The organism is Paraburkholderia sp. CNPSo 3076 (assembly GCF_026343935.1).
GTDB lineage: Bacteria > Pseudomonadota > Gammaproteobacteria > Burkholderiales > Burkholderiaceae > Paraburkholderia > Paraburkholderia nodosa.
The window spans coordinates 18,167-30,912 of the sequence record NZ_JAPMAL010000040.1 but is presented as its reverse complement, the minus strand read 5'-3'; the positions used below and the strand labels follow the sequence as shown (position 1 = coordinate 30,912).

Below are 12,746 nucleotides of genomic sequence, written 5' to 3'. Positions count from 1 at the left end.
GAGTGCAAGGATGCAGGCAATCGATCGTGCCCAGCCGTTGCGCGTGGGCGTGGCGGGACTTGGGAGGTTGGGGCGGCGGCATGCGCAGAACCTGGCGTATCGCGTGCCGGGTGCAACGCTCGCGGCCGCGTGCAGTCCGCTCGAAGCGGATCTCGCATGGGCGCGCGAGGCGCTGCCTGCCGCTCGGCTGTATGGCGAGTACGCCGACCTGCTGGCCGATCAATCGGTCGATGCGGTGTGGCTCGTCACGCCTTCGGCATTGCATGCCGAGCAGATCGTGCAGGCGCTCGAAGCGGGCAAGCACGTGTTCTGCGAGAAGCCGCTCTCGCTCGACGTGGCCGAATGCGAGCGGGTGGTCAATGTGTCGCGTCGTCATGCCGACCGGCAGGTCACCATCGGCTTCATGCGCCGCTTCGATCCGAGTTATCAGGATGCCTACGCAAAAGTGCAGGCCGGCACGATCGGCAAGCCGTTTCTGGTGCGCTCGCAGACCTGCGATCTCAACGATCCCGAAGGTTTCTTCGTGCGCTTCGCGCCGACTTCGGGCGGCATTTTCCTCGACTGCACGGTCCACGACATCGACGTCGCGCGCTGGCTGCTCGGCAAGCCGCGCGCCACGCGTGTGTATGCCGCGGGCGCGATCGCGCTGCACGAAGGCCTGCGCGAATCGGGCGACGTGGACAACGGCGTGGCGATCTGCGAGTTCGAGGGCGGGCGCCTCGCGATGTTTTACGCCTCGCGCACGATGGCGCACGGCAACGACACGTCGAGCGAAGTGATCGGCACGGCGGGCGCGCTGGCGATCGGCCGCATCCCGCGCGCGAATCGCGTCGATGTGTACGACGCGACGGGCGTGCGCAGCGTTTGCACGCCCACGTTCTTCGACCGTTTTGAAGAGGCGTTCCTGATCGAAGCGCAGGCGTTCGTCGCCGAAGTTGCGGCGCGCAAGGCGGGTGGAGCGCAGAAGGGGAGCCTCGGCGCGACGCTGGAAGACGCCCTGGAAGCCACGCGCATCGGCCAGGCGCTGCGCGAATCGCTGCACACGGGGGCGGCGGTCGAGCTGTAAGCCGTACCGTGATCGGGACGCAAGCGGCGGCTGGCGTGGCTGCGGTAAAATCGATGCTATTGCCAGCGCCGTCTCACGCCGTGACGGCGCGCCACCGATGGATCCAACCCCGATGCAGATTCAGGTTCACAAGGAAGTGGATGCGCGCGGGCTAAACTGCCCGCTGCCGATCCTGCGCGCCAAAAAGGCGCTCGCCGACATGGAAAGCGGCCAGATCCTCAAGGTGCTCGCGACCGATCCCGGCTCGCAGCGGGATTTCGCCGCCTTCGCCAAGCAAACCGGCAACGAGATCGTGGAAAGCTCGCAACAGGACAAGACGTTCGTGTTCCTGATGCGCCGGCGCTAAGCGCATCGGCAGAAAAAAGCCCGCATGAGAATGCGGGCCTTTTTCATTTGTGCGGCGCCGGGAGGGCTTGGTCGGGGGGCGCCTTAGCCTTCCAGCACCGGCTTGCGCGTGCGCAGATATTCGTCGAAATCCGCCCCGACTTCCGGGTGACGCAGCGCGAACTCCACCGTCGCCTTCAGGTAGCCGAGCTTGCTGCCGCAGTCGAAGCGCGTGCCGTGGTACTTGTAGGCGAGCACCTGCTCGTCGGCGAGCAGCGACTGGATCGCGTCGGTGAGCTGCAGCTCGCCGCCCGCGCCCGGCTTGATCGACTTCAGATGCTCGAAAATGCGCGGCTTGAGCACGTAGCGGCCGACCACGCCGAGGTTCGACGGCGCGACTTCCGGCGCCGGCTTCTCGACGATGCCCGAGAGCTTGACGATCGAGTCTTCCCACTCCTTGCCGTCGACAATGCCGTACGAGCGCGTTTCCGAGGGCGGGATCTCTTCCACGCCGAGCACCGAGCTATGGTAGTGGTCGAACACCTCGACCATCTGTTGCATGACGGGCGGCGTGCCATAGAGCAGGTCGTCCGCGAGAATCACGGCGAACGGGTTGTCGCCCACGAGCTTTTCTGCACACAGCACGGCGTGGCCAAGGCCGAGCGCCTCGGGCTGACGCACGTAGAAGCAGTCGACGTTGTTCGGCTTGATGTTGCGCACCAGTTCGAGCAGCTTGGCCTTGCCGCGCGCTTCGAGTTCGGCCTCGATCTCATACGACTTGTCGAAATGGTCCTCGATCGCGCGCTTGCTGCGCCCGGTCACGAAGATCATTTCCGTGATGCCCGCAGCCACGGCTTCTTCGACCGCGTACTGGATGAGCGGCTTGTCGACTACGGGCAGCATTTCCTTCGGACTGGCTTTCGTGGCCGGAAGGAAGCGCGTGCCGAGGCCCGCTACCGGGAATACCGCTTTTGTCACTTTCAGCATGTCTTTTGTCCCTGTCCTGGTGCTCGTGTGATGCCGCGGGTGCGGCGCCACGCGTTACAGCCTTTGGCCGATATGGCGCTCAGGCCGGCAACCGCGTGAGTTGCGCGGTCAGCTTGTCCAGCGTTGCCTGGTATTCTGCCAGTCTTTTCTGCTCCTGCTCAACGACTGCGGGCGGTGCCTTTGCTACAAAACTGTCGTTGCCCAGCTTGGCCTTGCACTTCGCTACCTCATTGCTGAGGCGAGCGATTTCCTTCGACAGGCGTTCGCGTTCGGCGGCTACGTCGATCTCCACCTTCAGCACGAGCTTGTCCGTCCCTACGATAGCAACTGGCGCGCCTGCCGAGGCCGCGTCGAGCGCCGCTTCGTCAGCGATGATCTGGACCTCCGAAAGCTTTGCAAGCGCCTGCGCATAGGGCGCGAACGTCGTGAGCCGCGCGGCGTTGCCCGTGGCGAGCAGCGGCACCCTGGTGGCGGGCGAGAGGCCCATTTCGCCACGCAGGTTGCGGCACGCGTCGATCACGGCCTTCAGGTCGGCGGCCCACTGTTCCGCGGCTTCGTCGATCTTCTTTGCTTCCGCTATCGGGTAACGCTGCACCATGATCGATACTGCGCCTTCGGCGGCACCCTCGGGGTATGCGTCGGTGAGCGGCGCCACCTTCTGCCACAGCGCTTCGGTGATGAACGGTATCACCGGGTGCGCGAGGCGCAGCACCGTCTCCAGCACGCGCAGCAGCGTGCGGCGCGTGGCGCGCTGCTGCTCGGGCGTACCCGTCTGGATCTGCACCTTCGCCAGTTCCAGATACCAGTCACAGTATTCGTCCCAGACAAACTTGTATATGGCGTTGGCCACGTTGTCGAAGCGATAGCCCGCGAAGCCCTTCGCGACTTCGGCTTCCACGCGTTGCAGGAGCGAGACGATCCAGCGGTCGGCCTGCGAGAAGTGCGTGTAGCCGCCCGGCTCGCAATCGCCCGGCGCGCAGGGACCCGGCTTGCTGAAGCCGCAGTCGTGGCCCTCGCAGTTCATCAGCACGAAGCGCGTGGCGTTCCAGAGCTTGTTGCAGAAGTTGCGATAGCCTTCGCAGCGCGCGAGGTCGAAGTTCACGTTGCGGCCGAGCGTGGCCATGGAAGCCATCGTGAAGCGCAGCGCGTCGGTGCCGAACGCGGGAATGCCGTCCGGGAACTCCTTGCGCGTCTTCTTTTCGATGGTCGCGGCCTGCTTGGGATTCATGAGGCCGGTCGTGCGTTTGGCGACCAGCGCTTCGAGGCCGATGCCATCGACGATGTCGATCGGGTCGAGCGTGTTGCCCTTGCTCTTTGACATCTTCTGGCCTTCGGCGTCGCGCACGAGGCCGTGCACGTACACCGTGTCGAACGGCACCTTGCCGGTGAAGTGCGTGGTCATCATGACCATGCGCGCCACCCAGAAGAAGATGATGTCGAAGCCCGTGACCAGCACGGAAGAGGGCAGGAAGGCCTTCAGTTCAGGCGTCTCCTGCGGCCAGCCGAGCGACGAGAACGGCACGAGCGCCGACGAGAACCACGTGTCGAGCACATCTTCGTCGCGCTTCAATGCGCCCGTGTAGCCCTTGGCTTCGGCCTGTGCGCGTGCTTCTTCCTCGCTCTTCGCGACGAAGATTTCGCCGTTCTCGCCGTACCACGCCGGGATCTGGTGGCCCCACCAGAGCTGGCGCGAGATGCACCAGTCCTGGATGTTCTCGAGCCACTGGTAGTAGGTCGTGGTCCAGTTTTCCGGCACGAATTTGATCTGGCCGCTGCGCACCACGTCGAGCGAGGTTTCGGTGATCGACTTGCCGGGGTTGAACGTGCCCTCGGGGGCGGGCTTCGTCATTGCCACGAACCATTGGTCCGTGAGCATCGGCTCGATCACCACGCCCGTGCGGTCGCCGCGCGGCACCATCAGCTTGTGCGGCTGCACCGAGTCGAGCAGGCCGAGCGCTTCGAAGTCGGCCACGACCCGCTTGCGCGCTTCGAAGCGGTCGAGGCCGCGGTACTTTTCAGGTGCGTTGTCGTTGACCTTCGCGTCGAGCGTGAGGATCTCGATCATCGGCAGGCCGTGGCGCTGGCCCACCTGGTAGTCGTTGAAGTCGTGCGCGGGCGTGACCTTCACGACGCCCGTGCCGAACTCGCGGTCCACGTATTCGTCGGCGATGATGGGAATCTCGCGCTCCGCGAGCGGCAGCTTCACGGTCTTGCCGATCAGGTGCGCGTAGCGTTCGTCTTCCGGGTGGACCATCACGGCCGTGTCGCCGAGCATGGTTTCCGGGCGCGTGGTCGCGACCGTGAGGTGGCCCGAGCCGTCCGTGAGCGGATAGCGCAGGTGCCACAGGTTGCCGTTTTCCGCATCGCTCACGACTTCGAGATCCGAGACGGCGGTGCCCAGCACCGGGTCCCAGTTCACGAGGCGCTTGCCGCGGTAGATCAGGCCCTGTTCGTAGAGGCGCACGAACACGTCGCGCACGGCGGCCGACATCTTGTCGTCCATCGTGAAGTACTCGCGCGACCAGTCGATCGAGGCGCCCAGGCGCCGCACCTGGCCCGTGATGGTCGAACCCGATTGCTGCTTCCATTCCCAGACGCGTTCGACGAACTTCTCGCGGCCCAGGTCGTGGCGCGAGATCTTCTGCGCGTCGAGCTGGCGCTCGACCACGATCTGCGTGGCGATGCCCGCGTGGTCCGTGCCCGGCACCCACAGCGTGTTGTCGCCGAGCATGCGGTGGTAGCGCGCGAGGCCGTCCATGATCGTCTGGTTGAACGCGTGCCCCATGTGCAGCGTGCCGGTGACGTTGGGCGGCGGCAACTGGATCGAGAAATTGTTGCGGCCGGGCTCGAAGGTCGCGGCGGCGTAGCCGCGACGCTCCCATTCGGGGCCCCATTGGGCCTCGATCGTCTGGGGCTCGAAGCTTTTCGCTAGCGTGCTGTCGCTCATGGGTGGAATCTGCCGAAAAAAGGATGCGGAAACGCTCGATTATAAGGGGAAGTCCTGTCGGAGCCGACGCGCCAGCCGAGCTGGGGCGACGCGTGGGCCATGGTACGGGCGTTGTGTGCGGGAGGCGCGCCGCGCCGGGGTCGCCCGAGCCGCGGCGTGCGTGCGCACTTATAATGGCGGTCTGCCATTCAACGGCGCGCCTTTGCCGCGCGCCAAGTCCCCGGGGTCCCGCCCTGGGGTCACGCTCCTTTTCAGCCCATGCCCGAACTGCTCGCGAACCTGAACCCCGAACAACTCGCCGCCGTCACGTTGCCCAACGAACCGGCGCTCATTCTGGCCGGGGCCGGCAGCGGCAAGACGCGCGTGCTGATCACGCGCATTGCGTGGCTGATCCAGCAGGGCATGGCCTCGCCCTCGACCATCCTGGCCGTGACCTTCACCAACAAGGCCGCGCGCGAAATGATGGGGCGCCTCCAGGCGCTCCTGCCCATCGACACGCGCGGCATGTGGATCGGCACGTTCCACGGCCTGTGCAACCGCATGCTGCGCGCGCATTTCCGCGACGCCGGCCTGCCGCAGACCTTCCAGATCCTCGACAGCGCAGACCAGCTCTCGGCCATCAAGCGTCTGATGAAGGGCCTGAACGTCGACGACGAGAAGTACCCGCCCAAGAACCTGCAGTACTTCATCAACAACGCGAAGGAGCAGGGTCTGCGTCCGAAAGACGTGGACGTGAGCGACGACTTCAACCGCAAATTCGTCGAGCTTTACGAGGCTTATGACCAGCAGTGCCAGCGCGAAGGCGTGGTCGATTTCGCGGAGCTGCTGCTGCGCTGCTACGAGCTGCTCGCGTACAACCCGCCGCTGCGCGCGCACTACCAGGGGCGCTTTCGCGACATTCTGGTGGACGAGTTCCAGGACACCAACAAGCTCCAGTACGCGTGGCTCAAGCTGCTCGCGGGGCCGGGCAACGCGATCTTCGCGGTGGGCGACGACGACCAGTCGATCTACGCGTTCCGGGGTGCGAACGTCGGCAACATGCGCGACTTCGAGAACGAGTTCCGCGTGAAGCACATGATCAAGCTGGAGCAGAACTATCGTTCGCACGGCCATATTCTCGACGCGGCCAACTACCTGATCGCACATAACTCGCGGCGTCTGGGCAAGAACCTGCGCACCGATGCGGGCCACGGCGAGCCGGTGCGCGTGTACGAAGCGGCCACCGACTCGCAGGAAGCCGGCTGGATCGTCGAGGAAATTCGCGCGCTGATCAACCAGGGGCTGGCGCGCAACGAGATCGCCATCCTTTATCGCAGCAACGCGCAGTCGCGCACGATCGAGCACACGCTCGTGAATGCGGGCGTGCCGTACAAGGTGTATGGCGGCTTGCGCTTCTTCGAGCGTCAGGAGGTCAAGCATGCGCTCGCGTATCTGCGTCTCATCGACAACCCGAACGACGACACGGCGTTCGCGCGTGTCGTGAATTTCCCCACGCGCGGCATTGGCGCGCGCTCGATCGAGCAGCTGGCGGATGCCGCGCGCCTCTACAACTGCTCGATGGCTGCGGCCATCCCGTACGTCACGGGCAAGGCGGGCACGAGCCTCGGTTCGTTCGCCAATCTGGTCGCGAAGATGCGCGCCGAGACCGCCCAGATGAGCCTGCCGGAAACCGTCGAATACACGGTGCGCATGAGCGGTCTCGCCGAGTTCTACCAGAACGAGCGTGAAGGTCAGGACCGCCTCGAGAACTTGCAGGAACTCGTGACCGCGGCCACGGCGTTCGTGAGCGAAGAAGGCTACGGCCTCGACACGCCCGCGCGCTCGATTCCGCTGCGCCCGGGCGCGAGCGCGGTGCCCGAGATCGTCTCGCAGGACGGCGAGATCGAAGTGCTCGACGCGCCCACGATCACCGACCCCGCGCAGAACCCCGACGTCATGACGCCGCTCGCGGGCTTCCTCTCGCATGCGTCGCTCGAAGCCGGCGACAACCAGGCGCAGGCAGGCCAGGACGCCGTGCAACTGATGACGGTGCACGCCGCGAAGGGCCTCGAATTCACGGCGGTTTTCATGACCGGTCTCGAAGAGGGCTTGTTCCCGCACGAGAACAGCGCGATGGAAGCCGACGGCCTCGAGGAAGAGCGCCGCCTGATGTACGTGGCGATCACGCGTGCGAAGGAGCGGCTCTATATCTCGTTCGCGCAGAGCCGCTTGCTGCACGGCCAGACGCGCTACAACGTGCGCTCGCGCTTTTTCGACGAACTGCCGCAGGAGTCGCTCAAATGGCTCACGCCCAAGGTCGAGGCGGGCGCGCGCTGGGGCGGACGTTCCGACAACGCAGGCTGGGGCCGCGACTGGTTCTCGCGTCCGGGCGGCGGCAGTGGCGGCAGCAGCGAAGGCGGCCGTCGCGAACGCGACGCCTATATCGCGGACAAGAGCCCGGCGCCCGCGTTCGCCAACGAGCAGCGCGCCGCCGAGACGGGCTTCCGTGTGGGCCAGGGCGTGTTCCATACGAAGTTCGGCGAAGGCACGATCACGGCGCTCGAAGGCAGCGGCACCGACGCCAAGGCGCAGGTGCGCTTCAAGCGTCACGGCGAGAAGTGGCTTGCGCTGGCGGTGGCCAAGCTGCAGCCGGTGGAGTGAGCGCGCGTCAGCCTCAAACGACTCAGACGGAAATCATTCGAAGATGAACCTCTCGATCCAGGCGGGCGGCACGACCGCCCGCCCGCTCGGCGTGCTCGCCGCGCTGCCCCAGGAACTCGGCGATCTGATCGCGGCCATGCAGGCCGAATCGGGTGTCGTGACGCGCACGTTCGGCCGGCGTGACTATCACCTCGGTACCGTGCACGGCGCGCCGTGCGTGGTGACGCTCGCGCGTGTCGGCAAGGTGGCCGCCGCCGCCACCGCGAGCGCGCTGATTCACGCGTTCGATGTCGAAGCGATCGTCTTTACGGGTGTTGCCGGCGGCGTGGCTTCGGGCGTCCACGTGGGCGACGTGGTGGTGGGCGAAACGCTGCTCCAGCACGACATGAACGCCGAGCCGCTATTCCCGCGACACGAGATCCCGCTGCTCGCGCGCTCGCGCTTCGATGCCGATCACGCGTTGGCGCAGGCGCTCGCCGCCGCATGCGAGCGTTTCATCGCGGAGGAGGGGCCGGAGTTGACCGCGCGCTTCAAGGCCGCGTTGCCGCGCTTCGAGACGGCGTTGCCGCAGGTGCATCGCGGGCTCGTGATCAGCGGCGACCAGTTCGTGGCGAGCGCGGCGGCCGTGGGCGCGCTGCGCGCGCTGCTGCCCGATGCGCTCGCTGTCGAGATGGAAGGCGCGGCGATCGCCCAGGTCTGCCACGAGTACGACGTACCGTGCGCGATCGTGCGCACGATCTCCGACACCGCCGACGAGCACGCGAGCACCTCGTTCTCGAGCTTCCTCACCGATATCGCGGGCACGTACTCGACGGGCATCCTCAAGCGCTTTCTGGCGGGGTACCGCCCGCTCGCACGCTGAGCGGGCGCGCGCGCAGGCCTCAGCTGTCACCTGCGCTCACCGCCTCGCGAATCGACTGCAGCGCCGAGGCATCCTCGATGGTCGGCAGGTCGCCCGGGTCGCGCCCTTCCGCGAGCGCCGCGATCGCGCGGCGCAATAGCTTGCCGGAGCGCGTCTTGGGCAGCATCGGCACGAAGTGCACGCGCGCGGGCCGGCCGATCGCGCCGAGCTGGCGGTCCACCGTCGCGGTGAGCGAAGCCGCGAGCTTCTGTGCATCGGCGGGACTGGCTGCCGCATTCGCGTCGCGCAGCACGACGAACGCCAGCGCCGCCTGACCCTTCACCGCGTCGTTCACGCCCACCACAGCCACTTCCGCGACTGCCGCGTGCGACGAGATCGCTTCTTCGATTTCGCGCGTGCCGAGACGATGGCCCGCCACGTTGATCACGTCGTCGGTGCGGCCGAGGATCGTCACGTAGCCGTCGCTGTCCTGCACGCCCCAGTCGAAAGTCGAATACACCTGCTGGCCGGGCACGCTTTCCCAGTACGTTTTCACGAAGCGCGCGTCGTCGCCCCACACGGTCTGCATGCAGCCGGGCGGCAACGGATAGCTAAGCGTGATCACGCCTTTCTCGCCTTGCGCGCAGGGCTCGCCCGTATGTTCGTTGCGCAGCACGAGGTCGTAACCGTAGCAGGGCACGCCCGGCGAGCCGAGCTTTTGCGGCAGCGGATCGACGCCGCGCTGGATGGCCAGCATCGGCCAGCCGGTCTCGGTCTGCCAGTAGTTGTCGACGACGGGTTTGCCGAGCGCCCCGGAGATCCATTCGGCCGTGGGCTCGTCGAGCGGTTCGCCCGCGAGAAAGAGCGTGCGCAGGCTCGAAAGATCGGCGCAGTGCAGCAGCGCCGGGTCCTGCTTCTTGAGCACGCGAATGGCCGTCGGCGCCGTGAACATCAGGTTGATGCGGTGCTGCTCGACGAGGCGCCACCAGATGCCGCCGTCGGGGCGCACCGGCGTGCCTTCGTACATCACCGTGGTCATGCCCGCGAGCAGCGGCGCATAGATGATGTAGCTGTGACCTACCACCCAGCCGATGTCCGACGCCGTGAACATGGTGTCGCCGGCGCGTCCTTCGAAGATGTATTCCATCGATGCCGCGAGCGCCACTGCGTAGCCGCCCACGTCGCGCTGCACGCCCTTGGGTTTGCCCGTCGTGCCCGAGGTGTAGAGAATGTACGAAGGCTCGTTCGATTCGAGCCACTCGCAGGAAATCTGCACGTCGTAGTGCTGCTCGCGCAGCGGCTCGTAGTCGACGAGATACGGCGCGTTCAGCCGCTCGGGCGCGAGCTGGCGGTCGATCAGCAGCACCTTGGGTGGCGCGTATTCGGCGCGCGCCATGGCTTCGTCCACGAGCGGCGTGTAGTCGATCACCTTGCCGCCACGCGCGCCGGCGTCGGCGGTCACGAGCAGCACGGGCTTCGCGTCGTCGATGCGCGCAGCGAGGCTCGGCGCGGCGAATCCGCCGAACACCACCGAATGGATTGCGCCGAGGCGCGCGCAGGCGAGCATGGCGAACACGGCCTCGGGAATCATCGGCAAATAGATCAGCACGCGCTCGCCGCGCGCGACGCCGAGCGAGCGCATCACGGCGGCCATGCGGTTCACTTCGGCGTGCAGGTCGGCGTAGGTGTAGCGCCGCTCGATGCCGGTCTCGGTCGAGACATAGACGAGCGCGTTCTGGTGCGCGCGTGACGGGAGGTGACGGTCCACGGCGTTGAAGCAAAGGTTCGTGCGGCCGTCGCAGAACCAGCGCGCGAACGGCGGGTTCGAGCGGTCGAGCACCTGGTCGAACGGCGTCTCCCAATGGATGCGCTCGGCCTCGCGGCGCCAGAAGTCGTCGGGGTTCGCGACCGACTCGCGGTGAAAATCGCGGTAACGCATGACTACCTTCCTCCCGTGCTGATGGTGCAGGCTGCCGCCGCAACCGGCCTATGCCGCTGGCCGGATCTGGCGCAGTTTTTCAGGATAGTGCAGTGCAATGCGCGCGGGCAACGCGGGTTCTCCCGCGGATTTCCACGTACGGGCGCATGCGGCGCGCCCGCCGGGCTCGCGCAAAGCCCGCGCAGCCCGTGCGCGGCGCTCAGCCGCCGATTTCGGGATGCTCGAGACGCGGCAGCGGTGCGACGCGCCAGCGGCGCAGCCACAGCCGTGCGGCATCGACAGTCGCATCGAGTTGCGCGCGCACCGTACTCGACAAGCCCGCGCCGTAACAGTCGCTGCCTTGCGGCTGCACGCCGATCAGCACGATTTCGCGCGGCGAGCGGCCGCTCAACTGCGCGCAGGCGAGCGCGGCGGCGAAGCCCATGCCGGGCCGGCTCGGACGGCGCCTGTAGAGGTGTTCGGCCGCCGCATCGCCGGTGAGGACGCGCAGCGCGCCCGGTTCGAGCCCAAAATCGATTGCGGTGAGCACGATCAAACGCTGCGTGGATTCGACGACGGGCAGCAGCGCACTGCCGCACGTGCCGCCTTCCACGAGTTCGACCTGCGCGGGGCATTGCCAGGTCGCCTTCAGCCGCTCGAGCGCGAGCACGCCCACGCCGGCGTCGCCCCATTGAACATTGCCTAGGGCGAGCACGACCACCCGTTGCGGCGCGTGGGCCTGGCGCTTCGCGAACCCGGTCAGTGCGCGGCGCGCGAAGGCGCGCACCGCGCCGTCGTCGCGCGTTGTCCGCGGTATGGCGCCGATTTCGTGAAGTCGATGGAGGCGAAGGATCACGTTGATGGCTGGCTGGGAGAGTGGGGAATAGGAATAATCCGAGTAATTCGACAAATTTCCGTTGATATGGATCAATCGAGATAGGCTTTAACGTGATAAAGACAATGTTTTGCAATGCTCATCGATTCGCTGTCGGCGCACTGTGCGGCAATCGCTAACACTCCGTGTGCGCACAGCAACAAAAAAGGGAACGTCAAACTGGCGTTCCCTTTTTGCGTGCGCTTTTGCGTAGCCCGGCTGGCGGTACGCGCTGTCACTGCTCCATCACGTGCCCGGTTTGACGACCACCGTGCAGGTCGTGCCCGCGGCGAGGACCATGTCGTCCGGCACCTTGTCGATGTGGATGCGCACCGGCACGCGCTGCGCGAGGCGCACCCAGTTGAAGGTCGGGTTCACGTCGGCGAGCAACTCGCGGCTTTGCGGATTGTCGCGGTCGTAAATGCCGCGCGAGATGCTCTCGACGTGGCCCTCCAGCGTGCCGCCGCTCATCAGCTTGATGTCGGCCTTGTTGCCCACCTTCACGTGCGGCAGCTTGGTTTCCTCGAAGTAGCCGTAGACCCAGAACGAATGGCTGTCCACCACGGCAAGCTTGGCCTGGCCCGAGATCGCGTAGTCGCCACGGAACACCTGCAGGTTCGTGATGTAGCCGTCCACCGGCGAGACCACGCGGGTACGTTCGAGATTGAGCTTTGCGGCGTCGAGCGCGGCGATTGCCTGCTGGTACTGCGCCTGTGCCGAGTTCGCCGTATGCGAGGCGTTTTCGCGGTTTTCGGCCGAGACGACTTCGCTGTCCATGTCGGCGCGGCGGCGCGCGTCGTCCTGGCGCATCGTCAGCTCGGCCTTGCGCGCGGCCACGGCGGCCTCGGCCTGCTCCACGGCGATCTGATAGTGCGACGGATCGATCTGCATGAGCAGGTCGCCCTTGTGCACGAACTGGTTGTCCTTCGCGGGCAGCTCGACCACGGCGCCCGAGACGTCGGGGGCGATGTTCACCACTTCGGCGCGCACGCGGCCGTCGCGGGTCCACGGCTCGTCCATGTAGTGAACCCACAGGACGCGCCCGACCAGAATGGCGACGACGAAGATGATGGCCGTCGCGATAAAGCCAATGAGGTTGCGGATTGTCATGATTCGGTTGATTCGTTCAGCGATGCATTCAGTGACGCA

At 66.2% G+C, this 12,746-nt stretch carries 9 protein-coding genes; 4 read left to right on the top strand and 5 right to left on the bottom strand.

All coding sequences use genetic code 11. The features are described from left to right. Nucleotides 1–10 precede the first annotated feature (10 nt). Both M3A49_RS34975 and M3A49_RS34970 read left to right on the top strand, forming a co-directional pair. Nucleotides 11–1,066, top strand: coding sequence for a Gfo/Idh/MocA family oxidoreductase (locus tag M3A49_RS34975; protein ID WP_266232961.1), 1,056 nt, complete (start codon nucleotides 11–13; stop codon nucleotides 1,064–1,066). A gap of 118 nt (nucleotides 1,067–1,184) precedes the next feature. Next, nucleotides 1,185–1,412 carry a sulfurtransferase TusA family protein gene (locus M3A49_RS34970; RefSeq protein ID WP_028208042.1) on the top strand — a complete coding sequence of 76 codons (228 nt, stop codon included), beginning with the start codon at nucleotides 1,185–1,187 and terminating at the stop codon, nucleotides 1,410–1,412. Between the two features lie 83 nt (nucleotides 1,413–1,495). Here M3A49_RS34970 and galU read toward each other — a convergent pair whose 3' ends face one another. Together galU and M3A49_RS34960 are read right to left on the bottom strand one after the other, a co-directional pair. Next, on the bottom strand, nucleotides 1,496–2,377 hold the full coding sequence (gene galU, locus M3A49_RS34965; protein ID WP_028208043.1) for a UTP--glucose-1-phosphate uridylyltransferase GalU: 882 nt from the start codon (nucleotides 2,375–2,377) through the stop codon (nucleotides 1,496–1,498). Nucleotides 2,378–2,456: 79 nt separating this feature from the next. Further along, a complete protein-coding gene (locus M3A49_RS34960) occupies nucleotides 2,457–5,324 on the bottom strand; it encodes a valine--tRNA ligase (protein ID WP_266232960.1) in 2,868 nt (955 codons plus the stop codon). Between the two features lie 258 nt (nucleotides 5,325–5,582). Here M3A49_RS34960 and M3A49_RS34955 point away from each other — a divergent pair, with 258 nt between their 5' ends. Continuing rightward, on the top strand, nucleotides 5,583–7,964 hold the full coding sequence (locus tag M3A49_RS34955) for a UvrD-helicase domain-containing protein (RefSeq protein ID WP_266232959.1): 2,382 nt from the start codon (nucleotides 5,583–5,585) through the stop codon (nucleotides 7,962–7,964). Nucleotides 7,965–8,007: 43 nt separating this feature from the next. Continuing rightward, entirely contained in the window at nucleotides 8,008–8,826 is an 819-nt protein-coding gene (locus M3A49_RS34950; protein ID WP_266232958.1) for a 5'-methylthioadenosine/adenosylhomocysteine nucleosidase, read from the top strand. 19 nt (nucleotides 8,827–8,845) lie between these two features. Here M3A49_RS34950 and M3A49_RS34945 read toward each other — a convergent pair whose 3' ends face one another. From M3A49_RS34945 to M3A49_RS34935, 3 genes are all read right to left on the bottom strand, one after another. Then, nucleotides 8,846–10,744, bottom strand: coding sequence for a propionate--CoA ligase (locus M3A49_RS34945; protein ID WP_266232957.1), 1,899 nt, complete (start codon nucleotides 10,742–10,744; stop codon nucleotides 8,846–8,848). 199 nt (nucleotides 10,745–10,943) lie between these two features. Next, nucleotides 10,944–11,579: a hydrogenase maturation protease gene (locus tag M3A49_RS34940; protein ID WP_266232956.1), complete on the bottom strand. Its 636-nt coding sequence runs from the start codon at nucleotides 11,577–11,579 to the stop codon at nucleotides 10,944–10,946. A 264-nt stretch (nucleotides 11,580–11,843) separates the two neighbouring features. Continuing rightward, nucleotides 11,844–12,707, bottom strand: a complete 864-nt coding sequence (locus tag M3A49_RS34935) for an HlyD family secretion protein (RefSeq protein ID WP_266232955.1) — start codon at nucleotides 12,705–12,707, stop codon at nucleotides 11,844–11,846. Nucleotides 12,708–12,746 lie beyond the last annotated feature (39 nt).

Excerpts from the sequence above, each read along its gene's own strand:
- M3A49_RS34975 (WP_266232961.1), top strand. The coding sequence starts at position 11 with ATGCAGGCAATCGATCGTGCCCAGCCGTTGCGCGTGGGCGTGGCGGGA.
- M3A49_RS34955 (WP_266232959.1), top strand. The coding sequence starts at position 5,583 with ATGCCCGAACTGCTCGCGAACCTGAACCCCGAACAACTCGCCGCCGTC.
- M3A49_RS34935 (WP_266232955.1), bottom strand. The coding sequence starts at position 12,707 with ATGACAATCCGCAACCTCATTGGCTTTATCGCGACGGCCATCATCTTC.
- M3A49_RS34945 (WP_266232957.1), bottom strand. The coding sequence starts at position 10,744 with ATGCGTTACCGCGATTTTCACCGCGAGTCGGTCGCGAACCCCGACGAC.
- M3A49_RS34960 (WP_266232960.1), bottom strand. The coding sequence starts at position 5,324 with ATGAGCGACAGCACGCTAGCGAAAAGCTTCGAGCCCCAGACGATCGAG.
- M3A49_RS34950 (WP_266232958.1), top strand. The coding sequence starts at position 8,008 with ATGAACCTCTCGATCCAGGCGGGCGGCACGACCGCCCGCCCGCTCGGC.
- galU (WP_028208043.1), bottom strand. The coding sequence starts at position 2,377 with ATGCTGAAAGTGACAAAAGCGGTATTCCCGGTAGCGGGCCTCGGCACG.